Origin of the sequence: Aureimonas sp. AU40, assembly GCF_001463785.1 — a bacterium.
Classification (GTDB): Bacteria; Pseudomonadota; Alphaproteobacteria; order Rhizobiales; family Rhizobiaceae; genus Aureimonas.
In genome coordinates, this window is the sequence record NZ_BBWL01000033.1 from 15,352 (window position 1) to 39,175 (window position 23,824).

The window sequence follows — 23,824 nt, forward strand, 5'->3', positions numbered from 1 at the left end:
CTATCCCCTTGCTTTCGCTGGGCTTGCGCGCGGCACGAGGCGATCGGCGGATGGGTCATGGTTGATGGAATCTTAAGCATCCTCTCCTAGCCTCGCGGGTCTGGGAATGGGAAGCCGGGACGGACAGCGTTTGCAGGGCGAGAGGCAAAGACCAGCGATGAAACGGACGCGGCGCGACGCGGCGCCCGCGCTTCGCGTTTTCCTGTCCGCTATGCTCTGCGCTTCCACGGGTCTGGCCGCGTTTCAGCCGGCTTTCGCGCGCGAGGGGGGCGATCTCGACCCTGCTCCGGTCGGCTCCATTCTCCTATCGCGCGGCCCGGACGGCGAAATCTCCGCGTCGCAGGATATCGGCCCGCATCGCTCCCGCGCCGAGGCGCTGGCGGCCGAGCGCGCCCGCACGGAGGCGGACTTACGCCGGCTCGGCGACGAGATCACCCTTTCCAAGGAAACCGCCGCGCGGATCGACCGCGAGGTCGCCGCCCTCCAGGCCGACCGACAGCGCATCCGCACCGCGATGATCGAGGCCGCCGCCGAGCAGAAGCGCCTGTCGGGCGAGGTGTCGAAGAGCGAGGACAGGATCGGCCAGCTCGGGGAAGAGGAAGGCCGGCTCAAGGTCTCGCTGCGCGAGCGGCGCGGTGTTCTGGCAGAGGTGCTGGGCGCCCTGCAGCGCATGGGACGCAAGCCGCCGCCCGCGCTCTTGGTGCGACCCGATGACGCACTCGGCTCGGTTCGCAGCGCCATTCTGCTCGGCGCCGTGGTGCCGGAGATCCGCGCCGAGACCGACAAGCTGCGCGGCGACCTGGAAAGGCTGGTCGCGGTGCGCCAGCAGCTTTCGGACGAGAAGACGCGCTTTGCCGATGCGCTCGCCCGGACGCAGGAAGAGGAAGCGCGCCTGTCGCGCCTGTTCGAGGAGAAGCAGAAGCTGGAAGCCGAGGGGCGCGGGCGCATCGGCGAGGAAACCCGCCGCGCGGCCGAACTCGGCGCCAAGGCCACCACGCTGCAGGATCTGATCGCCTCGCTGGAAGGCGAAGCGGCGCGCGCCCGCGAGATCGAGGAGCGCGAGCGCCTCGCAGCGGAGCTCGCCCGGCGCGCCGCGGAAGCGGCCGCGAGCCAAGCCTCCAAGGAGGCACCGGCGGGCGGCGAAACCGCAACGCCGCCAGCGGCTTCCGGCAAAAGCTACGACATCGCCGCGCTCAAGCGCGAAATGACGCGGCTTGCGCCCTCCGCCGCATTTTCGACATTGAAAGGGAGCCTCGTTCGGCCCGTCGCGGGCCGGGAAACGGGTCGGTTCGGGCAGGACAACGGAACCGGCCGTCAGGCCTCCGGCGAGACGTTCGCATCGCGGGTCGGCGATGTCGTGACCTCGCCCTCGGACGCGACGGTTCTGTATTCGGCCCCCTTCCGCTCCTACGGGCAGCTCTTGATCCTCGACGCCGGCGACGGCTATCATATCGTATTGGCCGGCATGGGCCGTATCGACGTCAGCGTCGGGCAGACCGTGCTTGCGGGCGAGCCGCTGGCTACCATGGGCGCGATGCGGGTGGCGAGCGCCGCGAAGACGGACATGTCGAGTGCCGAACCCTCGCTCTACGTGGAATTTCGCAAGGACGGGAAACCGGTCGATCCGACCCCCTGGTGGACGGATGGATCATCTGGAAGGACGAGGAATGATACGTAAGCTCTCCATTCTCTTCGCGGGAGCGCTTCTGGGTGCCACCGCCATGACCGCCTTCGTCGGCCCGCACAGCGGCGTCGCCAATGCGGCGGGTTCGGACACCTATCGCCAGCTGGCCATTTTCGGCGACGTGTTCGAGCGCGTGCGCGCGCAATATGTCGACGTGCCCGACGATCAAAAGCTGATCGAGACGGCCATCAACGGCATGCTCACCTCGCTCGACCCGCATTCCAGCTACATGAACGCCAAGGAAGCGGCGGACATGCGCACGGAAACGCGCGGCGAGTTCGGCGGCCTCGGCATCGAGGTCACGATGGAGAACGAGCTGGTCAAGGTGATCTCGCCCTTCGAGGGCACCCCGGCCGACAAGGCGGGCGTGCTGGCGGGCGATCTGATCGCCGAGATCAACGGCGAGCAGGTGCGCGGCCTCAACCTCGCCCAGGCCGTCGAGAAGATGAAGGGCGAGATCGGCACCAAGGTCGAGCTGACCATCGTGCGCGAAGGCGCGGCGCAGCCCGTCCGCCTGTCGGTGGAGCGCGCCGAGATCAAGGTTCCCTCCGTGCGCCACACGGTCGAGAACGATGTCGGCTACATCAAGCTCCTGCGCTTCAACGAGCAGACCACGACCGGGCTCGAGGACGCGATCAAGGACATCAAGGCCAAGATCCCGGGCGACAAGCTGAAGGGCTACGTGCTCGACCTGCGCCGGAATCCGGGCGGTCTGCTGGACGAAGCCGTCAGCGTCTCCGACGCGTTCCTCCAGAGCGGCGAGATCGTCTCGACGCGTGGCCGCAACGCTGAGGAAACCCGCCGCTACAACGCGCGGCCGGGCGACGACATCGACGGCAAGCCGCTGGTGGTTCTGGTCAACGGCGGTTCGGCCTCGGCCTCGGAAATCGTCGCTGGCGCTCTGCAGGACCAGCGCCGCGCCACGGTCGTCGGCACGCGCTCCTTCGGCAAGGGTTCGGTGCAGACCATCATTCCGCTGGGCGCCAACGGCGCGCTGCGCCTCACCACGGCGCTCTACTACACGCCGTCGGGCTCCTCCATCCAGGGACGCGGCATCCGCCCCGACATCGTCGTGGACCAGCCGCTGCCCGAGGAAATCAAGGCGCAGATGGGCCTTGGCGCCGACGAGGATCTGAAGCTCGGCGAATCCTCGCTGCGCGGCCATATCCAGGGCGCCGAGGAAGGCGAGGAGGGCTCCGGCTCGCTCGACTACGTTCCGCCCGAGGCCAAGGACGACCTTCAGATGCAGTACGCGCTGGAACTCCTGCGCGGCGAGAAGACCAATGCGGCCTTCCCGCCCAAGCAGGACTCCGCCGCCGTCGCCAACTGAACGACCGCTGCACCGCAAGACAAGGCCCCGGCACCCGCCGGGGCCTTTTTTCGTGCCGCACTCCCGGCTCGCTGAAAGCTCCGATCCAGCCTCCCGCTCTACAGGTGGTGCATGCGGGAAGAGCTGTATCGGCCATTGGGTCTGGAACTGACGGCGGGCAATCGGGCGGCGGCGAATGGCCGGCTTTGGCCGCGTCTGCGCATGGCGGCCTTCGGCGCCACCGTTCTGGCCGGTTCTGCGGCGACCTTCCTGTTTCAGCCCGACTTCCAGCCGCCTCCCGCCGCACCCGTCACCGTAGCCGCGCTGCCCGAGGCCAAGGAAGCGCCCAAACCTGCCGGCCCGTCCATCGTGCGCCCCAGCGCGGGCGGCGGCGTGACCATCGCCAATGGCGACGGATTTATCCGGCAGACCAACGATCTCGACGGGCTGGAAACCGGTTCTGTGCGCGTGCTGGAGCCGGGCTCGCTGCGCCAGCCCGCCTCCTTCGCCCATCTGCCCGAGGAGGCGCTTCTCGAGAACAGCGCGTTCGGCCCCCTGCCCGTGCGCGCGGGAGACGGACGGCGCCCGCTCGACGTCTATTCCGGCACCCCGGCGCAGACCGGCGGAACGCGCGTCGCCATCGTCGTGGGCGGCCTCGGGATCAGCCAGACGGGAACGCAGAAGGCCGTTCAGATCCTGCCGCCCGGCGTGACGCTTGCCTTCGCGGCGGCGGGCAACAGCCTCGATCGGTGGATGCAGGCCGCGCGCCGCAACGGCCACGAGCTTCTCCTGCAAGCGCCGATGGAGCCCTTCGGCTATCCGCAGGTCTCGCCGGGCGAGCACACGCAGACCGTGGCCGACGCGGCGAACGGCCAGTTCGACCAGCTTCATTGGGCCATGGGGCGCCTGACCAACTATGTCGGCGTTATGAACTTCATGGGCGCGCGGTTCAACGCGGACCCGGCAGCGCTCGAACCCTTCCTCGCTGAACTCTCCCGGCGCGGCCTTCTCTATCTCGACGACGGCACCTCGCCGCGCTCGGCCAGCCGCGACGTGGCGGTGGCCGGCGGCACGCCCTTCGCCGCGTCCGATCTCGTGCTGGACGACGATCGCAGCCCGGAAGCGATCCGGCGCCAGCTCGACACGCTGGAGCGCATCGCGCGCGCCAAGGGCACCGCGATCGGCGTCGCCAGCGCCTTCGAAGGCTCAGTCCTGTCGATCGCCCAATGGGCGGCGGAAGCCTCGGCGCGCGGCGTCGAGATCGTGCCCGTCTCCGCCTTGGCCTCTGATCCGGAAGCCAGGAGCTGAGCCTCGCCGTCGCAGGAAAACCCTGCGGCAGTTTGCTGGCGGCTCTCATCGCTTCCTTTTGACGAAAATCTCCCGCTTGTTACTGCGGTGCGATAAGTTGCGTCACGCTCGTGATTCGAGAGGAGCTGTCTTGACCAACGATCCTGCAAGCCTTCCCTACCGTCCCTGTGTCGGGGTCATGGTCCTGAACCGCGACAACAAAATCTTCCTGGGTCGCCGCATCCCCGAGCCCCAAGGCGAAATGGACGGCGCGGCCAAACTTTGGCAGATGCCGCAGGGCGGTATCGACCAGGACGAGAACCCGCGTCTGGCCGCCGAGCGCGAGCTTTACGAGGAAACCGGCATCCGCTCGGTGGAGCTTCTGGCGCAGACGCCGGACTGGCTGACCTATGAACTGCCGCCCGAGCTCGTCGGCATCGCCCTCAAGGGCAAGTTCCGGGGTCAGAAGCAGATGTGGTTCGCCTTCCGCTTCCTCGGGGAAGACAGCGAGATCGCGATCGATCCGCCGCCGGGCGGCCACAGCGCCGAGTTCGACGAATGGGCCTGGAAGACGATGGACGAGGCGCTCGATCTCGTCGTGCCGTTCAAGCGCGAGGTGTATGAGCGCGTCATCGCGGCGTTCCGTCATCTGGAGGGCCAGGGCTGATGGCGTTCTCCACGGAAGGGCCGATCGTCTACCGCGACATGCGCGAAGGCGAGTTGGCGGCGATCGAGACGATCCACGCCAGCGCCTTTGGCGGCGACGAGGAAGCGCGCCTACCCCAGGCGATCATCCAGGACGGGCACGAGATCATCTCCGTCGTGGCGGCTAAGGGCGACTATCTCGTCGCCCATGCCCTCTTCTCGGCCCTTCGCGGCGCAGACCGGGCGCTGGCGCTGGCGCCCGTCGCCACCGTGCCCGACCATCAGGGCGAAGGCATCGGCAGCCATCTCATCCGCTATGGGCTGCAGCGCGCCACGAATGAGGGCTGGCGCTCGGTCTTCGTGCTGGGGGACCCCGCCTTCTACGGCCGGCTCGGCTTCGACGCGCGTCTCGCGCGCGGCGCCACCGTGCCCTGGGCCGGGCCAAATTTTCAGGCGCTGGAACTCGTGCCAGGCGCGTTGGAAGGTTGGAGCGGCATTCTGCGCTATCCCAGCGCCTTCGGCGGCGAGGATGTCATCTGAGACGTCAACGAGGTCGGAGGCGCTGGGCACCCCTTCCTTGGCCACTTGGCGGGCGTCTGTTGGAGATGGCGATGGCGATCCGCCTACGCACCACAGTCTGCGTATCCGCTCCGGCAATCAGAAGCTTTGTTCATCGACATCGCGGCTCCTATTGACGAGCGACCTGCTGGCTATTGCCCCAAACGAAAAAGCCCGACCTCGCGGCCGGGCTTTTCGAAATCGAGATATGATGCTGGCTTAGAGGGAAACGCGTGCGTTGCGCAGATCGGCCAGACGCTGCTCCGTGCGCGCCCGCACCTCGTCGTCGGATGCGCTGGCGAGCGTGGTTTCCAGTTCGCCGATCTGCTGATCGATCTCCTCGGCCTTCAGCTCTTCCGCCGGGGTCGCATGCTCGGCGAGAAGCGTGAAGCTTTCCGCGTTGATGTCGGCGAAGCCGCCCTGCACATAGATGCGCTTGGTGCCGCCGGAGACGAGCGCGGCCTCGACCATGCCCGGCTTCAGCGTCGCCATGAGCGGCGCGTGGCCGGCCATGACGGTGAAGTAACCTTCGGTGCCGGGCGCCAACACGGACGTGACCTGCTCCGAGAGGAGCAGACGCTCGGGAGACACCAGTTCGAACTTGAAGCCGCTAGCCACGATGGTCCTGCCTTCCGCGCTCCCGTCGGGGGAGCGGCCGGGCGGCGCAGCCAGATGCCGTGCCGCCTGATGTCTGAGGGACGATGGCGAGCTGAACCCGCCATCTAATGCCGCATGGGTGCGCCGACCGAAGCCGGCACGCCAGCCCTTACGCCTGCGCGGCGAGCTTCTGGGCCTTCTCGATGGCCTGGTCGATCGAACCGACCATGTAGAAGGCCGCTTCCGGCAGATGGTCGTACTCGCCCTCGACGAGGCCCTTGAACGAGCGGATCGTGTCCTCGAGCGGCACGAGCTGGCCCGGCGAGCCGGTGAAGACCTCGGCCACGAAGAAGGGCTGCGAGAGGAAGCGTTCGATCTTGCGGGCGCGCGCCACCGTCAGCTTGTCCTCTTCGGACAGCTCGTCCATGCCCAGAATGGCGATGATGTCCTGCAGCGACTTGTACTTCTGCAGGATCTGCTGGACCTTGCGGGCCGTGCCGTAATGCTCTTCGCCGATGATCATGGGCGAGAGCATGCGTGACGTGGAGTCGAGCGGGTCCACCGCGGGGTAGATGCCCTTTTCCGAGATCGCGCGGTTGAGAACCGTCGTCGCGTCCAAGTGCGCGAAGGAGGTCGCGGGCGCCGGGTCGGTCAAGTCGTCTGCGGGCACGTAGATGGCCTGCACGGACGTGATCGAGCCCTTGGTGGTCGTGGTGATGCGCTCCTGCATGGCGCCCATGTCGGTCGCCAGCGTCGGCTGATAGCCCACGGCCGAAGGAATACGGCCGAGAAGCGCCGACACTTCCGAACCCGCCTGCGTGAAGCGGAAGATGTTGTCGACGAAGAAGAGCACGTCCTGACCCTGGTCGCGGAAGTTTTCCGCGATCGTGAGGCCGGTCAGCGCGACGCGAGCGCGGGCGCCGGGGGGCTCGTTCATCTGGCCGTAGACCAGGGCCGCCTTGGAGCCGGCGGTGGAGCCGCCGTTCTCGTGCGGGTCTTTGTTCACGCCGGACTCGATCATCTCGTGATAGAGATCGTTGCCCTCGCGGGTGCGCTCGCCGACGCCGGCGAAGACGGAATAGCCGCCGTGCGCCTTCGCGACGTTGTTGATCAGTTCCTGGATCAGAACCGTTTTGCCGACGCCGGCGCCGCCGAACAGGCCGATCTTGCCGCCGCGCGCATAGGGCGCGAGCAGGTCGATGACCTTGATGCCGGTGACGAGGATCTGCGACTCGGGGTTCTGCTCGACATAGGGAGGCGCCGGCTGGTGGATGCCGCGCTTCTGCGTGTACTCGATCGGGCCGACCTCGTCGATCGGCTCGCCGATGACGTTCATGATGCGGCCGAGCGTGCCGTCGCCGACGGGCACTTCGATCGGGCCGCCGGTGTCGCGCACCGGCTGGCCACGCACCAGACCCTCGGTCAGGTCCATGGCGATGGTGCGGACGGTATTCTCGCCCAGATGCTGCGCCACTTCCAGAACGAGGCGGTTGCCGTTGTTCTGGGTTTCCAGCGCGTTCAGGATTTCCGGCAGCTTGCCGTCGAATTCGACGTCGACGACGGCGCCGATGACCTGCGCGACGCGGCCCGTCATGACGGTCCGATCCAATGTGTCAGCCATCACGGCCTCCTCTCGAATGTGGGTGTCGGCGCGTCCCGGCGTTTCCGCCTCCCGCGTCCGTCGTCTGGTAAAACCGGCCGGCGCCCTTCACGGCACCGACCGCAATCCATCAGAGCGCTTCGGCGCCCGCGATGATCTCGATCAGTTCCGTCGTGATCTGCGCCTGGCGCTGGCGGTTGTAGGAGATCGACAGCTTGTTGATCATGTCGCCGGCATTGCGCGTGGCGTTGTCCATGGCGCTCATGCGCGCGCCCTGCTCGGACGCGGCGTTTTCGAGCAGCGCCCGGAACACCTGCACCTTGATGTTGCGCGGGATGAGGTCGGCCAGGATCGCCTCGGGCTCCGGCTCGTACTCGTAGAGCGCGCCGGCTTGGGTCGCCGGGGCCGGAGCCTCGCCTTCCGCCACGCCGACATCGGCGGGGATGATGCGCTGGGCGGTCGGGCGCTGCGTGATCACGTTCTCGAAAGCCGAGAAGAAGATGGTCGCGACGTCGAACTCGCCCTTCGAGAACATGTCCATCACCATGTCGGCGACGGTCTCGGCGGCGGCGAAGTTCGCCGTGCGGTGGCCGCTATGGTCGAGACGCGCGACGATCTTCGAGCCGAAGTCGCGGCGCATGATGTCCGTGCCCTTCTTGCCGACGGAGATGATCTTCACCGTCTTGCCCGCCCCCTCCAGGCGGCGGACATGGTCACGCACCAGACGCACGATCTGCGCGTTGAAGCCGCCGCACAGGCCGCGATCGCTCGTGAAGACGACGAGCAGATGCGTGTCGTCCTTGCCCGTCCCGGCCATGAGCGGCGAGGTGGCTTCGCCGCCCTCCATCGCCCCGGCGATGTTGCGCATCACCGACGCGATGCGCTCGGAATAGGGACGCGCCGCCTCGGCCGCATCCTGGGCGCGACGAAGCTTGGCCGCCGCGACCATCTGCATGGCCTTGGTGATCTTCTGCGTCGCCTTCACCGAGGCGATGCGGTTTCTCAGATCCTTGAGCGAAGCCATGGGTCTGGTGCGTCTCCTATCCGGCGCTGGCCGATCTTAGGCGAAGGACTTCGCGAACTGGTCGAGCGCGCCCTTGAGCTTGGTGCGCGTGTCGTCCGACAGTTGCTTCTCGGTGGCGATCGCGTCGAGGATCGCCTTGTGCTCCGTGCGCAGAAGCGACAGGAGGCCTTCCTCGAAGCGGCTGACGTCGGTCACCTTGAGCTTGTCGAGGTAGCCCTGCGTGCCGGCGAAGATCACCGCGACCTGCTCTTCCGTCTTCAGCGGCGAGAACTGCGGCTGCTTCAGGAGCTCGGTGAGGCGCGCGCCGCGATTCAGGAGCCGCTGCGTCGCCGCATCGAGATCCGAGCCGAACTGCGCGAATGCGGCCATCTCGCGATACTGGGCGAGCTCGCCCTTGATCGAGCCAGCAACCTGCTTCATCGCCTTGATCTGCGCGGCGGAGCCGACGCGCGAGACCGAAAGGCCGACGTTCACCGCCGGGCGGATGCCCTGGTAGAACAGGTTGGTCTCGAGGAAGATCTGGCCGTCGGTGATCGAGATCACGTTGGTCGGGATATAGGCCGACACATCGTTGGCCTGCGTCTCGATGACCGGAAGAGCGGTCAGCGAGCCGGCGCCCATGTCGTCGTTGAGCTTGGCCGCGCGCTCCAGGAGGCGCGAGTGCAGGTAGAACACGTCGCCGGGATAGGCTTCGCGGCCCGGCGGGCGGCGCAGCAGGAGCGACATCTGGCGGTAGGAGACGGCCTGCTTGGACAGATCGTCATAGGCGATCACGGCATGCATGCCGTTGTCGCGGAAATACTCGCCCATGGCGCAGCCGGCGAAGGGCGCGATGTACTGCAACGGGGCAGGGTCGGACGCCGTCGCGGCGACGACGATCGAATACTGCATGGCGCCGCGCTCTTCGAGCGTGCGGACGAACTGCGCCACGGTCGAGCGCTTCTGGCCGATCGCGACGTAGATGCAGTAGAGGCGCTCCTTCTCGTTGCCCGCGTCGTGCGCCGGCTTCTGATTGAGGAACGTGTCGAGCAGAATGGCGGTCTTGCCGGTCTGGCGATCGCCGATCACCAGCTCGCGCTGGCCGCGACCGATCGGGATCAGCGCGTCGATGGCCTTGAGGCCGGTCGACATCGGCTCATGCACCGACTTGCGCGGAATGATGCCCGGCGCCTTGACGTCGACACGGCGGCGCTCGGCGCCCTCGATGGGGCCCTTGCCGTCGATCGGGTTGCCGAGACCATCGACCACGCGGCCGAGCAGGCCCTTGCCGACCGGAACGTCCACGATTGCGCCGGTGCGGCGAACCGTGTCGCCTTCCTTGATGTCGCGGTCGGAGCCGAAGATCACGACGCCGACATTGTCGGTTTCGAGATTCAGCGCCATGCCGCGCACGCCGCCGGGGAACTCGACCATCTCGCCGGCCTGGCACTGGTCGAGACCGTAGACACGGGCGATACCGTCACCGACGGACAGAACCGTACCGACCTCGGAGACTTCCGCCTCGCTGCCGAAGTTCTTGATCTGGTTCTTGAGGATTGCGGAAATTTCCGCGGCCCGGATGTCCATCAGCCGACCTCTTTCAGCGCAAGCTTAAGGGATGAGAGTTTGGTGCGAAGCGAGGTGTCGACCTGTCGCGAACCGATGCGGACCACGAGGCCGCCGAGAAGCGAGGGATCGACGCTCTCGCGCATCGTCACCGACTTGTGGGTGTAGTTGCCGAGCGCGTCCGCCAGCTCGCGGCGCTGCTCGTCGGTCAGGGGATGGGCGCTCACGACCTCCGCCTCGACCTCGCCGCGATGGGCGGCGGCCATCTCCCGGAAACCCCGGACGATGGCGGGCAGGGCGAAGAGGCGGCGATTGCCGGCCACGACCTTGAGAAAGTTGCCGACGAGCGGCGTCGGCCCCGTGGCGGCGACGATCGCGTCGATCGCCTGAAGCTGGACGTCGGAGCTGAAAGCGGGGCTTTCGACCAGACGGCGGAAGTCGGCATTCTCTTCGATCAGGGACTGGAACTGCACCAGTTCCCGTTCCACCGTCTCGAGCGAACCCTCGTCACGCGCGAGTTCGAAGAGGGACTGGGCGTAGCGTTCTGCGACTCCGGAAACCGGAGAGGATGATGTTGCCACGGACGAGCGTCTCTTCACGTCTGGTTCGAGGCGCCTCGCGGGGGGAGCCGAGCGCGACACCTGAAACGGGTCAAAAAAATGGCGACGGATGGGAACAAACAACCCGCCGCGCCGGAATGAAGCCCGTCTAACACAGCGATCCGGGGACGACAATGGAGCTTCGACGCCCATTTTATCGAAGGCGCAAACGGCTTTACGCCGCGCGCGGGCTCACGCCGAGACGAGGCCGAAGGCCGGGGCGAGACACAGGGCGGCAAGCGCGAGGTTGAACAGAAACAGGGTCCAGTTGAGAATCGAGGCGCCCTGGTCCGACAGGATGGAGACGAGCCGTCCGAAGGCGACGAAGAGCCAGGCCGCGCCGATCGAGAGCTGAATCAGCGTCTGATAGGAGCCGAGCGTCAGAAGCGCGACCCCGAGCCCCAGGGGAAAGCCCGCGATCGTGCCCCGGATTTCGGCCAGCCCCGTGCGCCGCGCCTCCATCGTGTCGAGCCCGTGGGCGCGCAGGAACAGGCGCGGGGCGAACATGGCGAAGAGGCCGTAGACCACCGAAATGCAGGCGGCCAGAAAGGGCAGGAGGTCGGGCAGGTTGTCGGGCAGGACGAGGGACATGGGCGGGCGCTCGCGAAAAGGTGAACGGATCGACGGTCAACCCGCCGGAGGGAAACAACTCGGGGTGATGGACGCGAGGACGGCGCGAAGGTCAAGCCGGCTCATGGCGCGCAGGTGCCGTTGATCTCGCTCACCTCGCGGCCGTCGCCCCGGATCGTGGCCAGCGTGCCGCGCTGGCGCGGCGCCCCGCGCTCCTCGCCGTCGACCTTGAGGGTCGTGGTGATGTTGAGGCGTGGCTCGCCGACCGAGCGCCAGACCGTGACGCTCGCCCCGTCCGCGTCGGGGCCGCTGCGCACCGTTTCTAGCTCGCGCAGGAGCCCGTCCTTCATGACGTATCCGCGCTCGGCTTGGGCTGTCGATTCGCCGGGCTTGGGCGTTGCGGCCAGAATCAGGAAGCGGAAGCGCCAGGTCTCGGGCCGGTCCGGCTGGAAGCGCGCAGCGTCCTCCGGCGTGAAATAGGCGCAGCGCGAGGGCGCGGGATACCAGGCGATGATGTCCGAGCCGGTTGGAGGCATCGTCTCGGGCGGCGCGGTAGGATCGGCGGTGGGGACAGGGGGCGCGGCCTCTTGCGCATCGGCCAGCGGCGCGCTTGCGAGCCCCGCCAGAAGCGCGATCACCAAGGCGGGGCCGGCTCGCAGCCGGCGCGCCTCGTGGCATCCGGTCTTCCTCATGCCTGTCCCCTCCCCTCTCTACGTTCGGCCCCTCATAGGAAGCTTTGCGGGTCGATGTCGATCTGAACCTGCACCGAGCCGCGCGGACGCGGGGCGTTCGCCATCATGGCCCGCACGAAGCTTTGCAGCGGCGCCCGCCGCCCGCCCTGGATCAAGAGCCGGAAGCGGTGGCGCCCGCGCACGAGCCCGAGCGGCGCCTCGGCGGGGCCGAGCACTTCGAGATCGCCGTCCTGCGGCGCGGCGAGCCTGAGGAGGCGGCCGTATTCCTCCGCCTCGCGCCGCGAATCGGCCGAGACGATCAGCGCCGCCAGCCGGCCGAAGGGCGGCAGGCCGGCCCGCTCGCGCTCGGCCGTTTCGCGCTCGTAGAAGCGCTCGGGGTCGCCCGCGGCGATCGCCTGCATCACGGCATGCTCGGGCGCGAAGGTCTGGATCAGCCCCCGGCTCGGCAGACCCGAGCGCCCGGCACGGCCGGTCACCTGATGCAGAAGCTGGAAGGTGCGCTCAGCGGCGCGCGGATCGCCATTGGCGAGGCCGAGATCGGCATCCACGGCGCCGACCAGTGTCATCAGCGGGAAATGGTGCCCCTTTGCGACGAGCTGCGTGCCGATGACGATGTCGGCCTCGCCCTCGGCCACCGCGTCGAGCTCGCGCCGCAGCCGCCGCGCGCCGCCCGGCAGGTCCGAGGATAGGAGAATCGTGCGCGCTTCGGGGAAACTCTGGAGCATTTCCTCGGCGACGCGCTCCACCCCGGGCCCGCAGGCGACGAGATGGTCCAGCGTGCCGCAGGCGGGGCAGGCCTCGGGCCGGCGTTCGGAATGACCACAATGGTGGCATTGGAGCACGCCGCGCAGCCGATGGTCCACCAGCCAGGAGGAGCACTGCCGGCACTGGAAGCGATGGCCGCAGGCGCGGCAGAGGGTCAGCGGCGCATAGCCGCGCCGGTTGAGAAACAGGAGCGCCTGCTCGCCGCGCGCGATCGTCTCCTCGATCGCGGTGAGAAGCACTGGCGAGACGAAGCGGCCGCGCGCCGGAGGGTGGCGGCGCAGGTCCACGAGCTGCAGGCTTGGGAGGGCAGCGGCCTGGAAGCGGCCGGTGAGCGGCACATGGCGGTAGCGCCCCGAGCGCGCGTTGACCCGCGTTTCCAGCGAGGGCGTGGCGGAGGCCAGAATCACCGGGCAAGCCCCGATCTGCCCGCGCACCACGGCCATGTCCCGCGCGTGGTAGAAGGTGCGGTCCTCCTGCTTGTAGGCGGGGTCGTGCTCCTCGTCGACGACCACCAGCCCGAGGTCCTGGAACGGCAGGAACAGCGCCGAGCGGGCGCCTGCCACGACCCGCACCCGCCCTTCCGCCAGTTGGCGCCAGACGCGCTCGCGATTGCGCGGCGCCACGTCCGAATGCCACTGCGCCGGCTCGGTGCCGAAGCGCTGGTGGAACCGGTCGATGAAGCTCTGCGTCAGCGCAATCTCGGGCAAGAGAATCAGAACCTGCCGGCCCGTTTCCAGCGCCTTGGCCACCGCCTCGAAATAGACCTCCGTCTTGCCCGAGCCGGTGACGCCTTCCAGGAGCGAGACGGAAAAGCTCCCCTCCTCCACCGCCTCGCAGAGCCGGTCCGCCGCCTCGCGCTGGTCGGGGCTGAGTTCGGCGCGGCCAAACGCCGTGTCGGGCGGAAAGACGATGGGATGGGGCGGCAGCTTGACGGTCTCGAAACTGCCCGCCTTCACCAGTCCGTCCAGCACCGAGGCCGAGACGCCGCTGGCGTGGAGAAGCCCCGGCCGGGTCCATTCGCCGCCCGCGCCCGCTGTCTCGAGCAGGCGTTGGCGGGCCGGCGTCAGGCGCTCGGGCCGCGCCTCGGTCAGCCGCAGACCGTCCACCAGCGGCTCGGGATCGAAGGCCACCGGCACCCGCAGGACCATGCGCGCGACGAGGCCGGGCGGCGAGAGCGTGTAGTCGGCCACCCAGTCCACGAAGCGGCGCATCGCCTCCGACAAGGGAGGGCAGTCGAAGGCATGGGTGATCGCCTTCAGCTTCTTGGGGTCCACCGCGTCCGTCTGCCCGTCCCACACGACGCCCGCGACCTGGCGGGGCCCGAGCGGCACCTGCACGATCGAGCCCGGCTCGACCTCCATTCCCTCAGGCACCACGTAACTATAGGGCCGCTCGGCCGGCATGGGCACGAGCACCGGCACGGTGCGGGGCGAAAACAGGTCTCCGAGAAGGGACAAGGCGGATCGCTCGGCTGCGGGGACGCGGGAGGTTAGAGGCTGTTATGGACCATGGACAGGCCTTGTGCCGTCCGACCCAAGTCGCCGGGTAGGAGCCGGGTGCAGCCCATAGCGGGGCTATGGGCAAGGCCGGCGACGCCCCCCGGCGGCTTGGGGCGGTCGGCCCGAAGGGTCGGATCGGCGAACCCATCCGCAGCGTCAGAAAGATCGGTCAAGACGGCCAGTCTTGACCGATCTCTCCTCCTCGCGGCCTGATCTTCGCTGATCCGACACAAGGCCTGTCCATGGTCCATAACAGCCTCAAACGCGGCATGGCAGGGGCGTTGGCGCGATGCAAGCGCTCCGCCAGCGGCAGACCTTCAGATGGCGATTCCGGCCGGGCGGGGCAAGCCCGGCCCGAGGGACGCGGCTCGCCACCCCTATCGCTTTCGCGTCGAATGCTCCGCCGTCTCACGGCCCTAAGGGCCGATCAGGCGCTGGCGATGGCCGCCGCATAGGCCTGGAGAATGTGGGGAAACTCACTCTCGTCGGGAAACGTGTCGAAGCTCATTCTGGCTCCGGTCTCGGCGAAGACGAGCTTCTCGCTGTTATAGGTTTCCATGAAGGGCGCGTACCAGGTCGTGTCGTCCATAAGGGTCGGGCGCAGGTTGACGAGATCGTCCATGCCGTCCCAGCGGGTGAACAGCCAGGTTCCGCAGTCCGGGCAGAGGAAATGGTGGATGCCGCCCTGCTTGAGCCCGCCTCGGACGGGCTCGCCCTGAACCACTTCGAACCCATCGGCCGGCACCATGGCGCTCAGCGAATAGGCGCTGGAGGTCATGCGTTGGCAGCCCTTGCAGTGGCAGGCCATGGTGGCGATGGGCGCGGCGGTGATGCGAAGCCGCACCGCGCCGCAGCGGCAGCCGCCCTCGCTGGGAAGTTGGGGATGTCGCATGGGCCGAGCCTCCTGTCCGCGCGCAAGGTGCACGCCGCACCTTAAACTCACAACGCAAAAAGGCCGACAGCGTTCGTCCCGCTGTCGGCCCTTGCCGAAATCGTGAGGGCTCCTTGCGGAAGCCGCCCGCGATCTCAGGCGCGCTGGAAGTGGCTTTCCAGGAAGTAGAGCGACTTGTCGATCGCGCGGCCGACTTCGGTGAAGAGATCGGCGGTCAGGTCGTCGCCCGCGTCGTCGGCTTCCTTCACCGCCTCGCGCAGGGCGCCGCCCCACTTGGCGTAATTGTCGGCGAGCCGCTTCAGGTGGTCCATCGAGTCCACGAGATCGAGCGGATAAGGGTCGAGCAACGTCGATTCGGAGGAGGCCTGCACCGTGCCGCGCGCTTGGCCGCCCAGTGCCGTCAGGCGCTCGGCGATCGTGTCGACATAGCCTTCGGCCTCTTCGTGCAGCCGGTCGAACAGGAGATGGACGCCGATGAAGTTGGAACCCTTGACGTTCCAATGCGCCTGCTTGGCCGAGTAGGACAAGTCGATCGACGAGGCGAGATGCTTTTGCAAAAGCTCGATCATCGAGGCCCGAAGGTTCTCGTTCATCGAGTTCTTGGTGGGATGGATCGGGGTGGTGCCCGCCTTGGCCATCGAATGCTCCTGCGAAAGTCCGTGCAAGGGCCGGCGCGCGATACGCCGCGCCGGCGTCGTTGCGGGAAGAAGCGTGAAGGCCCGCTTTGGTTCCCGGCCTTGCACGGAGATTTTCGCGGTGCGACAGCGCGCCCCGCCCCCGCCGTCAGCTATGGGCCGGCTTCAGCCCCATCTGCGCCTTATCGCCCCAGACCGCGCGCACCGCCCGGTCCCGCCCGCAGCCCATCCGATAGGCGTTGTAGTGGGCGGGATTCTTCTTGGCGAAGTCCTGGTGATAGTCCTCGGCGGCATAGAAGGTCGCGGTCGGCAGGACCTGTGTCGCGACCGTCTGCTTCAGATCGACGGAGACCTGTTTGGCGGACGCCTCGGCCGCCTGCCGCTGCGAATCGTTCAGCGGGAAGATCGCCGTGCGATAGGACGGGCCGCGATCGCAGAACTGGCCGCCCGCGTCGGTCGGGTCGATCGAATGCCAATAGGCCGAGAGAAGCTTGTCGTAGGAGATCTTGGCGGGATCGAACGTCACCTTCACCGCCTCGTAATGGCCGGTGCGCTCGGTGACGACATCCTGATAGGTCGGGTTCTTCAGCGTGCCGCCGATATAGCCGGACGTGGTCGAGGTGACGCCGTCGACGCGGTCGAGATCGGTCTCCATGGACCAGAAGCAGCCGCCGGCGAAGATCGCCTCCTCGGCCTGCGCCGCCGCCGGGGCGAGCGACGCCAGAAGGCCGAGCGCGACGACGCCCGGCCGAAGGAATTTGGAACGCATCATGGCAAAAAGCTCCGCCGTCTCGTGTACCGGAGATACGGCACGGGCAAGACGGCGGATGCAGGGCGGCGACGAAAGAATGATCTCGCGCGACAAAGAATCGCGCAACAGAGATCAGACGCGACGCTCGACCATCATTTTCTTGATCTCGGCGATCGCCTTGGCCGGGTTCAGGCCCTTGGGGCAGGCCTGCGTGCAGTTCATGATCGTGTGGCAGCGATAAAGGCGGAAGGGGTCTTCCAGCTGGTCCAAGCGGTCGCCGGTCGCCTCGTCGCGCGAATCGATCAGCCAGCGATAGGCCTGGAGCAGCACGGCGGGGCCGAGATAGCGGTCGCCGTTCCACCAGTAGCTGGGGCAAGAGGTCTGGCAGCAGAAGCAGAGGATGCACTCGTAGAGGCCGTCGAGCTTCTCGCGGTCGTCATGGCTCTGGCGCCATTCCTTCTCGGGCTCGGGCGTCTCGGTCTTCAGCCAGGGCTCGATGGAGCGAAGCTGCGCGTAGGGCACGGTGAGATCGGGCACGAGGTCCTTGACCACCGGCATGTGCGGCAGCGGATAGACCTTCACCGCGCCCGACACTTCGTCCATGCCCTTGGTGCAGGCCAGCGTGTTGGAGCCGTCGATGTTCATGGCGCAGGAGCCGCAGATGCCCTCGCGGCAGGAGCGGCGCAGCGTCAGGGTCGAATCGACGTTGTTCTTGATCCAGAGCAGCGCGTCGAGCACCATCGGCCCGCAATCGTCGGTATCGACATAGAACGTGTCGACGCGCGGGTTCTGCCCGTCGTCCGGAGACCAGCGATAGATGCCGAACTCGCGCACGGTTTTGGCGCCAGCCGGCTTCGGCCAGGTCTTGCCCTTGCCGACGACCGAGTTCTTGGGAAGGCTGAGTTCCACCATGGGACGATGTTCCGATGCGACGTCAGTTCTTTAGAATGGGGCTAAACACGAATAGCGCGGCGGTGCAACACGGCCAAAGCGCGCGGGCGCCGCTTTAAACGATTGTAGGAGACGGGAGCTTTCGAATTCTTTTCCAGCCCTTCGCGCGCGCGACGGCTCAGGGCTGGACGATGGCGGGAAAGCGCCCGAAGCGGCTCGGCTTGCCCTCCTCGGCCGCGATCTCGGCCAGCACGGCCTGCTCGGTTCCGCCGGCCACGAGCCCGGCGCCCTCGGCCTGGCGCGCGGCGTCGGCCAGCGTGCGGCCCATCGTGGTCGGCACGCCCGCCGCCTCAATGCGCGCCAGCGCCTCCTTCACCGCCTCCATCGGCGAGCCCTCGGGCAAGACGTCGTGGATATGCACGGCCAGAACCCGGCCAGGATGGCGCTCCACGGCCTTGGCGTAGACGGCCGCGTCCTTCTGCCCGCTATCGCCGATCAGCACGAAGGGCAGTTCGGGATAGGCCGCCAACACGGCATCGATCATCCCGTCCTTGTGCCCGTGGTGGCGGCGCAGGAGCCAGCCGAGCGCGTCGGAGGAAAGCGAGCGCAGGAGCATGGGGCCGACCGGAATGCTCCGCAGCACCATGAAGCGTTCGAAGATGTCGGCAAGATTCCAGGGACTGGAGGAGACGTAGAAGACGGGATTCGTGTCCGGCCCCGCCGCACCCTCCGTCAGCGCGCGGTAGAAACGCGACACGCCGGGAAAGGGCAGCCTCGCCTCGGGCGAATTGGCCGTCACGATGCGCCAATGGCGCAGCATCTTGAAGGCGCCGGTGTGGATGATCGTGTCGTCGATGTCCGAGATGATGCCGAAGCGCGCATGGTTTGACACGACGCGCGCCCGCGCCTCGACCGAGAGCGGCTCGAAATCGTAGCCCCGCGCTTTTTGCAGCGTGACGCGCAGCGTCGCCCAGGGCTTGTCGCCCTCCGGCATGGTCAGCCCCTCGGCCTGGATGCGGAAATAGCCGTCGCGATTGCTGACCACCTCGCCCGCGCTGCCCAGCCCCTCCCAGTGGAGGCGCGCGCCGCCGATCTCGTCGGTCTCGTAGCGCTTGAAGGTGAGATAGAGGTTCCAGAGCGTGGAGTTGGAATGCGGCGCACCGAACACGCCTTCGTCCTCCAGAACGCGGCCCAGGAGCGAGAGCCGCCCGTCGGCAAGGCGCCCGGGATAGACCACCAGCGTCGGCCGGTCGGTCAGCCGCAGCCGCTGCTTCACGGCGAAGCGAAAGGTCCGGCCGCGCCGCAGAATGCTCTCACCGATCGCGCGCAGCGCAGGGGTTCTCATAAGGACGAGATAGCAAAGGCACGAGGGGCGGGAAAGACCGCCCCGTGCCGGATCAGGCGACCGGCCGGCGTCTATCGTGCCCCGTCGACGCCATCGGTTCTCTCCTCGGAGCGAACCGATGGCATTTGCCGTGGCTCGATCAGTAAACGCGCTTCTTGGGCGCGATGTACTCGATCTGGTTCGACATGGTGTAGGTGTGTACCGGGCGGTCGTCCAGGCGGATGGTCTTGTTGTCCGTATCGCAGAACGAGAGCGTGTGCTTCATCCACGTCTTGTCGTCGCGATCGGGGAAGTCCTCGCGCGCATGGGCGCCGCGCGATTCCTGGCGGGCCAGCGCGGAGTCCATGGTGACGACGGCCTGGGAGATCAGGTTGTCGTATTCCAGGGTCTCGATCAGGTCCGTGTTCCAGATCAGCGAGCGGTCGGTGACGCGAACGTCGTCCGACGAGCGCCAGACGTCGTGGATCTTCTGGTGCCCTTCTTCCAGCACTTCGCCGGTGCGGAACACGGCGCAGTTCGACTGCATCGTGCGCTGCATGGCGCCGCGCAGGTCCGCCGTCGAGGTCGAGCCGTTCGCGTAGCGGAAGCGGTCGAGGCGGGCGAGCGAGTTCTCGCCGGCGCCCTTGGGCAGCGGCGCCTGGCTCTCACCCGGCGTCACCGTGTCGACGCAGCGCAGCGCCGCGGCGCGGCCGAACACGACGAGATCGATCAGCGAGTTGGAGCCGAGACGATTGGCGCCGTGGACCGACACGCAGGCCGCCTCGCCCACCGCCATCAGGCCCGGCACCACGGCGTCGGGATCGCCGTCCTTCTTGGTCAGCACCTCGCCGTGATAGTTCGTCGGGATGCCGCCCATGTTGTAGTGGACCGTCGGAAGGACCGGGATCGGCTCCTTGGTCACGTCGACGCCGGCGAAGATGCGCGCCGATTCCGAAATGCCCGGCAGGCGCTCGTGCAGGATCTTCGGGTCGAGATGGTCGAGATGCAGGAAGATGTGGTCCTTGTTCTTGCCCACGCCCCGCCCTTCCCGGATCTCCATGGTCATGGAGCGGGACACGACGTCGCGCGAGGCGAGATCCTTGGCCGACGGGGCGTAGCGCTCCATGAAGCGCTCGCCTTCCGAGTTCGTGAGATAGCCGCCCTCGCCGCGCGCGCCCTCGGTGATGAGGCAGCCCGCGCCGTAGATGCCGGTCGGGTGGAACTGCACGAACTCCATGTCCTGCAGCGGCAGGCCGGCGCGCAGCACCATGGCGTTGCCGTCGCCCGTGCAGGTGTGGGCCGAGGTGGCGGAGAAATAGGCGCGGCCGTAGCCGCCGGTCGCGAGAATCGTCTTCTTGGCGGTGAAGCGGTGGATCGAGCCGTCGTCCATGTTGAGGGCGACGACGCCACGGCAGGCGCCTTCCTCGTCCATGATCAGGTCGATCGCGAAATACTCGATGAAGAATTCCGAGGAATAGCGCAGCGACTGGCCATAGAGCGTGTGCAGGATGGCGTGGCCGGTGCGATCGGCGGCGGCGCAGGTGCGCTGCGCCGGCGGGCCGTTGCCGAAGTCGGTGGTCATGCCGCCGAAGGGCCGCTGGTAGATCTTGCCGTCCTGCGTGCGCGAGAAGGGCACGCCGAAATGCTCGAGCTCGTAGACGGCGGCGGGCGCGTTGCGCACGAGATATTCGATCGCGTCCTGGTCGCCCAGCCAGTCCGACCCCTTGACGGTGTCGTACATGTGCCAGCGCCAATTGTCCTCGCCCATGTTTCCGAGCGAGGCGGCGACGCCGCCCTGGGCCGCCACCGTGTGCGAGCGGGTCGGGAAGACCTTGGTGATGCAGGCGGTTTTCAGGCCCGCCTGCGCGGCGCCGAGCGTGGCGCGGAGGCCGGCGCCGCCGGCGCCCACCACCACGACGTCGAACACGTGGTCGATGAACTCGTAGGCCTTGCCGTTCTGGCCCGGGGCGGCGGTGCGGTGCGGCTGTGCGGTCGCCATGGCGATTAAGCTCCCAGGCTCATCTTGAGGATCGCGAACACGGCGGCCGCGCCGACGAGAAACGCGAAGAACGTGTTGAGGATCACCAGCGGCAGCTTCAGCGCGCCGTGGAAATAGTCCTCGATGATCGTTTGCATGCCCAGGCGCATATGGATGCAGGGCACGACGACGCAGAGCGCCATGACGAGGCCGACGATCGGATTGGCCAGCGCCGCGCGCACTGTCTCGTAGCTCTCGTCATGCAGCGAGATCAGAAGCACGATGAAGAAGGCGATCAGGAAGAGGTTGGCGATCGCGGTGACGCGCTGCAGCCAGAAATGGCCCGTGCCTTCGCCGGCCGCGCCGGAACCGCGCACGCGCTTGAGGGGCGTTCTCATGTCCATGGCGCTTCTCCTTCAGAAGATGGCGACGACGAGCCACAACAAAACCGTCCCGACCAGGGAGGCGATGAGCGTGGCGATGGCGAAGCGGGTGGATTCCTCGCGGCCGAGGCCGGTTCCGGTGTCCCAGATCAGGTGGCGGATGCCGCCGGCGGCGTGGTGCAGGAGGGCCCAGCTGTAGCCAAACAGGATCAGCCGGCCGAAGATCGAGCCGAAGAAGGCCGAGGCATGGCCGAAGGCCGCCTCGCCGCTCGCCGCCGCCAGGAGCCACCAGACCACGAGCGCCGTGCCGAAATACAGGGCGCCGCCGGTGATGCGATGGAGGATCGACATCGCCATGGTCGGACGGAAGCGATACACCGAAAGGTGCGGCGACAAGGGTCGGTTGGATTGGATCTTGGACAAGAACGACTCCTGAAGCAGTCGCGAAGGGTTGCGGTCGCGAATCGGTTCGGCCGCGGGCGGCGGCTCGCCGTCCCCAGCGTCTGGAGAATTTCTAAAAGCCCCTTCGCCGTGCGAAATCAAGCCGCAAGGCCAAGGTTTCGGCACCGGGCGCGATCCAAACCGATTATATGACGCCGCCTCGGCCGGCCTGCGACGCGGGGGCGCAGAGCGTGGGGGCGTGGGGCGCTTGCGGCCGGATGCCCTATCGGTCGAGGAAGCGGATGACGTAGCTCGACCAGTCGGCCGGCTCGGCGACCTTCTCGTAGAGATGGCGGCCCGAGCCGCCATGGCGCGGCGCATGGAGGACGAGGCGCGACCAGCCGCGCCCGTCCGCCTCCTCGGCCAGAACGTCCACCATCGCCTTGGCGATGCCCTTGCGTCGGTGGCGCTGGTCCACGAACACATGGTCGGCCATGCCGGCGCGCATCCCGGTCCAGGGATCGGGCAGGTCGTAGAACACGAGAAAGCCGACCAGCGCCCCGTCCACCCGCGCGCCCAGAATCTCGCCCGTGCGATCCTGCAGGAGCTGCTCGGCATAGAACGTGTCGGGCGCGCCGGGCGCCCCGCGAAACATGGCCTGGTTGTAGGCCGAGAGCAGGGGCGCGAGATCGCGCGCGTCCTTCAGCCTGAGAAGGCCGATCTCGACATCGGGAAGGGGCTCGCTGGCGCTCATGTCCCTGGTGTGCGGCGGATCGCCAGGCGGGTCAAGGCGCTTATCCCGCGCCCCGGCCGCAAACCATCTGTAGCCCAAGCCCACCCATGAAACCGCCCCTTGAAGAATCGCCTCCGGCGCCCAGCGGACTCCAATTCGTTAACGCGTCGACAACCATCCGTGCCGCAGATTGCCGGGACGACGCCCGATTCTCTGCCGGCGATAGGCCGTGCGCTGCGACTCTGGCTCCCGATCCGAGGGGGGAGGTTTCATGCAGGCGGATATTCTGGCCTGGGCGGTTCCCGCCACCTTTCTGCTGTTCGGAATCGCGTTCGCAGCCCTCGGGCGGTTCGGACCGGGCCTCTATGCCTGGAGCGGCTGCTTCTCGCTCGCGGCGCTCGCCTACGGAATGACCGTCATCCCCGCCGGGGAAGGCGCGATCGTCAAGCCGCTCTTCGAGGACTCCTTGTTTCTCTTCGCCCTGACGGGGGCCAATCTCGCGCTGGCCTCGCGCGCCGGTCGCCGGCCGCGCTACGCCCTTCTGGCGGGGACGATCGCGGCGAGCCTTTTCTGCGCCTTTCTGGCGCTGTTCCTGTCGGGCAGCGCGCAGTTCGAGATCTTCTCCATCCAGGCCGGCTGCGCTGTTCTGATGCTGCTGGCGGCGGGCACCATGGCGGGCCTCTCGAAGCGCTGGATCGACCGGGCGCTGTTCTGGCTCTGCGTTCTCGTCGCCGCGAGCCTCAGCCTGCAGAACCTCGCCTTCCTGTCCTCGCCGCTCGACCAGCCGATGACGGTGACGAACTGGCGCGACTCGCCCTGGGCCTTCGTGTTCCAGCTGAGCGGCGCGGTGACCGGCGTCCTCATGGCCTTCAGCGTTCTGGTGGCGATCGGCATGGACCTGATCGAGCATCACCGCCTCTCCTCCGACGTGGACGCGCTGACGCTCGTTCTCAACCGGCGCGGCTTCGAGCGGCGCGTCGCCGAGCTGCGCCGCGCTGCGCATGGCTCGGCCCCCGACGCCCTGGTTTTGGCCGATCTCGACTTCTTCAAGCAGATCAACGACCGGCACGGGCACGAGGCGGGAGACGCCGTGATCTGCGGCTTTGCCGCCCTGCTGGAGCGCATGGTGGGGAATCGCGGCTGCGTCTGCCGCTTCGGCGGCGAGGAGTTCGCGGTGTTCCTGCGCGCCTGCGACCTCTCCGAGGCGCAGACCCTTGCCCTCCGCTTGCAGAGCGCGCTGCGCGCCGTCCGCTGGCCTTTCGATCTCGCGCAGCTTTCCGTCACCGCCAGCTTCGGCGTCGTGGCCGTTGCCGCCGGCGAGCGCCTGTGGGACGCGGCGGGCCGCGCCGACACGCTGCTCTATGTCGCCAAATCCCACGGGCGCGACCGCGTGGTGGGCGATGCGATCGCCAGCGCCCCGGCGATCCGCCCCGCCGCGCGGCTGCTGATGGGCTGACGCGAAAACGGGGCGCCCGCCTCTCG

The 23,824-nt window shown here is 67.7% G+C and carries 23 protein-coding genes; 6 read left to right on the forward strand and 17 right to left on the reverse strand.

The annotated features are described in order from the left end of the window. Positions 1 to 157: 157 nt before the first annotated feature. From AUL32_RS10985 to AUL32_RS11005, 5 genes are all read left to right on the forward strand, one after another. Positions 158 to 1,678: a murein hydrolase activator EnvC family protein gene (locus AUL32_RS10985; RefSeq protein ID WP_062114782.1), complete on the forward strand. Its 1,521-nt coding sequence runs from the start codon at positions 158 to 160 to the stop codon at positions 1,676 to 1,678. Beyond that, positions 1,668 to 3,014, forward strand: coding sequence for a S41 family peptidase (locus tag AUL32_RS10990; protein ID WP_061973002.1), 1,347 nt, complete (start codon positions 1,668 to 1,670; stop codon positions 3,012 to 3,014). The genes AUL32_RS10985 and AUL32_RS10990 overlap by 11 nt, the downstream gene beginning before the upstream one ends. A 111-nt stretch (positions 3,015 to 3,125) precedes the next feature. Next, positions 3,126 to 4,301, forward strand: a complete 1,176-nt coding sequence (locus tag AUL32_RS10995) for a divergent polysaccharide deacetylase family protein (protein ID WP_062114786.1) — start codon at positions 3,126 to 3,128, stop codon at positions 4,299 to 4,301. A 130-nt stretch (positions 4,302 to 4,431) separates the two neighbouring features. Next, positions 4,432 to 4,947: an RNA pyrophosphohydrolase gene (locus AUL32_RS11000; protein ID WP_156421430.1), complete on the forward strand. Its 516-nt coding sequence runs from the start codon at positions 4,432 to 4,434 to the stop codon at positions 4,945 to 4,947. Beyond that, positions 4,947 to 5,465: a GNAT family N-acetyltransferase gene (locus AUL32_RS11005; protein WP_061973007.1), complete on the forward strand. Its 519-nt coding sequence runs from the start codon at positions 4,947 to 4,949 to the stop codon at positions 5,463 to 5,465. The genes AUL32_RS11000 and AUL32_RS11005 overlap by 1 nt, the downstream gene beginning before the upstream one ends. A 237-nt stretch (positions 5,466 to 5,702) precedes the next feature. On the opposite strand, the gene AUL32_RS11010 is transcribed toward AUL32_RS11005, so the two are convergent. From AUL32_RS11010 to AUL32_RS11090, 17 genes are all read right to left on the reverse strand, one after another. Beyond that, the gene (locus tag AUL32_RS11010; protein ID WP_062114791.1) at positions 5,703 to 6,101 is read right to left on the reverse strand and encodes a F0F1 ATP synthase subunit epsilon; all 399 of its coding nucleotides are present in this window, start codon (positions 6,099 to 6,101) and stop codon (positions 5,703 to 5,705) included. A 148-nt stretch (positions 6,102 to 6,249) separates the two neighbouring features. Further along, positions 6,250 to 7,701 (reverse strand): F0F1 ATP synthase subunit beta, encoded by a 1,452-nt coding sequence (gene atpD / locus AUL32_RS11015; protein ID WP_061973010.1) that lies wholly within the window; start codon positions 7,699 to 7,701, stop codon positions 6,250 to 6,252. A gap of 109 nt (positions 7,702 to 7,810) precedes the next feature. After that, the gene (locus AUL32_RS11020) at positions 7,811 to 8,704 is read right to left on the reverse strand and encodes a F0F1 ATP synthase subunit gamma (RefSeq protein ID WP_062114794.1); all 894 of its coding nucleotides are present in this window, start codon (positions 8,702 to 8,704) and stop codon (positions 7,811 to 7,813) included. Positions 8,705 to 8,740: 36 nt separating this feature from the next. After that, entirely contained in the window at positions 8,741 to 10,270 is a 1,530-nt protein-coding gene (gene atpA / locus AUL32_RS11025; protein ID WP_061973013.1) for a F0F1 ATP synthase subunit alpha, read from the reverse strand. Next, complete coding sequence (locus AUL32_RS11030) at positions 10,270 to 10,830, reverse strand: F0F1 ATP synthase subunit delta (protein ID WP_061973015.1); 561 nt, start codon at positions 10,828 to 10,830, stop codon at positions 10,270 to 10,272. Before AUL32_RS11030 ends, atpA begins: the two co-directional genes overlap by 1 nt. Before the next feature lie 210 nt (positions 10,831 to 11,040). After that, a complete protein-coding gene (locus tag AUL32_RS11035; RefSeq protein ID WP_061973017.1) occupies positions 11,041 to 11,439 on the reverse strand; it encodes an AGROH133_08824 family phage infection protein in 399 nt (132 codons plus the stop codon). 101 nt (positions 11,440 to 11,540) lie between these two features. Continuing rightward, positions 11,541 to 12,110, reverse strand: coding sequence for a hypothetical protein (locus tag AUL32_RS11040; RefSeq protein WP_062114797.1), 570 nt, complete (start codon positions 12,108 to 12,110; stop codon positions 11,541 to 11,543). Positions 12,111 to 12,142: 32 nt separating this feature from the next. Then, entirely contained in the window at positions 12,143 to 14,332 is a 2,190-nt protein-coding gene (locus AUL32_RS11045) for a primosomal protein N' (protein WP_062114798.1), read from the reverse strand. Between the two features lie 469 nt (positions 14,333 to 14,801). Then, positions 14,802 to 15,266: a GFA family protein gene (locus AUL32_RS11050; protein WP_062114801.1), complete on the reverse strand. Its 465-nt coding sequence runs from the start codon at positions 15,264 to 15,266 to the stop codon at positions 14,802 to 14,804. A gap of 134 nt (positions 15,267 to 15,400) precedes the next feature. Continuing rightward, positions 15,401 to 15,904 carry a DNA starvation/stationary phase protection protein Dps gene (dps, locus tag AUL32_RS11055; RefSeq protein ID WP_061977542.1) on the reverse strand — a complete coding sequence of 168 codons (504 nt, stop codon included), beginning with the start codon at positions 15,902 to 15,904 and terminating at the stop codon, positions 15,401 to 15,403. A 145-nt stretch (positions 15,905 to 16,049) separates the two neighbouring features. Continuing rightward, positions 16,050 to 16,673 carry a peptide-methionine (S)-S-oxide reductase MsrA gene (gene msrA, locus AUL32_RS11060; protein ID WP_156421431.1) on the reverse strand — a complete coding sequence of 208 codons (624 nt, stop codon included), beginning with the start codon at positions 16,671 to 16,673 and terminating at the stop codon, positions 16,050 to 16,052. 111 nt (positions 16,674 to 16,784) lie between these two features. Continuing rightward, on the reverse strand, positions 16,785 to 17,564 hold the full coding sequence (locus AUL32_RS11065; protein ID WP_061973024.1) for a succinate dehydrogenase iron-sulfur subunit: 780 nt from the start codon (positions 17,562 to 17,564) through the stop codon (positions 16,785 to 16,787). 157 nt (positions 17,565 to 17,721) lie between these two features. Continuing rightward, a complete protein-coding gene (locus AUL32_RS11070) occupies positions 17,722 to 18,888 on the reverse strand; it encodes an App1 family protein (protein WP_062114805.1) in 1,167 nt (388 codons plus the stop codon). A 139-nt stretch (positions 18,889 to 19,027) separates the two neighbouring features. Beyond that, positions 19,028 to 20,866, reverse strand: a complete 1,839-nt coding sequence (gene sdhA / locus AUL32_RS11075) for a succinate dehydrogenase flavoprotein subunit (RefSeq protein ID WP_061973029.1) — start codon at positions 20,864 to 20,866, stop codon at positions 19,028 to 19,030. Between the two features lie 5 nt (positions 20,867 to 20,871). Further along, positions 20,872 to 21,249, reverse strand: a complete 378-nt coding sequence (sdhD, locus tag AUL32_RS11080; protein WP_061973030.1) for a succinate dehydrogenase, hydrophobic membrane anchor protein — start codon at positions 21,247 to 21,249, stop codon at positions 20,872 to 20,874. Positions 21,250 to 21,261: 12 nt separating this feature from the next. Then, positions 21,262 to 21,651 (reverse strand): succinate dehydrogenase, cytochrome b556 subunit, encoded by a 390-nt coding sequence (sdhC, locus tag AUL32_RS11085; protein ID WP_061973032.1) that lies wholly within the window; start codon positions 21,649 to 21,651, stop codon positions 21,262 to 21,264. Positions 21,652 to 21,892: 241 nt separating this feature from the next. Then, positions 21,893 to 22,363 (reverse strand): GNAT family N-acetyltransferase, encoded by a 471-nt coding sequence (locus AUL32_RS11090; protein ID WP_061973033.1) that lies wholly within the window; start codon positions 22,361 to 22,363, stop codon positions 21,893 to 21,895. 250 nt (positions 22,364 to 22,613) lie between these two features. On the opposite strand from AUL32_RS11090, the gene AUL32_RS11095 reads away from it, so the two are divergent. Further along, on the forward strand, positions 22,614 to 23,798 hold the full coding sequence (locus AUL32_RS11095) for a GGDEF domain-containing protein (RefSeq protein ID WP_062114809.1): 1,185 nt from the start codon (positions 22,614 to 22,616) through the stop codon (positions 23,796 to 23,798). Positions 23,799 to 23,824 lie beyond the last annotated feature (26 nt).

What these genes read in the sequence shown, in the direction of transcription:
- AUL32_RS11050 (WP_062114801.1), bottom strand. Translation starts at nt 15,266, where the DNA reads ATGCGACATCCCCAACTTCCCAGCGAGGGCGGCTGCCGCTGCGGCGCG.
- AUL32_RS11090 (WP_061973033.1), bottom strand. Translation starts at nt 22,363, where the DNA reads ATGAGCGCCAGCGAGCCCCTTCCCGATGTCGAGATCGGCCTTCTCAGG.
- AUL32_RS10990 (WP_061973002.1), top strand. Translation starts at nt 1,668, where the DNA reads ATGATACGTAAGCTCTCCATTCTCTTCGCGGGAGCGCTTCTGGGTGCC.
- AUL32_RS10985 (WP_062114782.1), top strand. Translation starts at nt 158, where the DNA reads ATGAAACGGACGCGGCGCGACGCGGCGCCCGCGCTTCGCGTTTTCCTG.
- AUL32_RS11020 (WP_062114794.1), bottom strand. Translation starts at nt 8,704, where the DNA reads ATGGCTTCGCTCAAGGATCTGAGAAACCGCATCGCCTCGGTGAAGGCG.
- AUL32_RS10995 (WP_062114786.1), top strand. Translation starts at nt 3,126, where the DNA reads ATGCGGGAAGAGCTGTATCGGCCATTGGGTCTGGAACTGACGGCGGGC.
- AUL32_RS11070 (WP_062114805.1), bottom strand. Translation starts at nt 18,888, where the DNA reads ATGAGAACCCCTGCGCTGCGCGCGATCGGTGAGAGCATTCTGCGGCGC.
- AUL32_RS11005 (WP_061973007.1), top strand. Translation starts at nt 4,947, where the DNA reads ATGGCGTTCTCCACGGAAGGGCCGATCGTCTACCGCGACATGCGCGAA.
- sdhD (WP_061973030.1), bottom strand. Translation starts at nt 21,249, where the DNA reads ATGGACATGAGAACGCCCCTCAAGCGCGTGCGCGGTTCCGGCGCGGCC.
- dps (WP_061977542.1), bottom strand. Translation starts at nt 15,904, where the DNA reads ATGGCCAAGGCGGGCACCACCCCGATCCATCCCACCAAGAACTCGATG.
- sdhA (WP_061973029.1), bottom strand. Translation starts at nt 20,866, where the DNA reads ATGGCGACCGCACAGCCGCACCGCACCGCCGCCCCGGGCCAGAACGGC.
- AUL32_RS11095 (WP_062114809.1), top strand. Translation starts at nt 22,614, where the DNA reads ATGCAGGCGGATATTCTGGCCTGGGCGGTTCCCGCCACCTTTCTGCTG.
- atpD (WP_061973010.1), bottom strand. Translation starts at nt 7,701, where the DNA reads ATGGCTGACACATTGGATCGGACCGTCATGACGGGCCGCGTCGCGCAG.
- atpA (WP_061973013.1), bottom strand. Translation starts at nt 10,270, where the DNA reads ATGGACATCCGGGCCGCGGAAATTTCCGCAATCCTCAAGAACCAGATC.
- AUL32_RS11065 (WP_061973024.1), bottom strand. Translation starts at nt 17,564, where the DNA reads ATGGTGGAACTCAGCCTTCCCAAGAACTCGGTCGTCGGCAAGGGCAAG.
- AUL32_RS11035 (WP_061973017.1), bottom strand. Translation starts at nt 11,439, where the DNA reads ATGTCCCTCGTCCTGCCCGACAACCTGCCCGACCTCCTGCCCTTTCTG.
- msrA (WP_156421431.1), bottom strand. Translation starts at nt 16,673, where the DNA reads ATGATGCGTTCCAAATTCCTTCGGCCGGGCGTCGTCGCGCTCGGCCTT.
- AUL32_RS11040 (WP_062114797.1), bottom strand. Translation starts at nt 12,110, where the DNA reads ATGAGGAAGACCGGATGCCACGAGGCGCGCCGGCTGCGAGCCGGCCCC.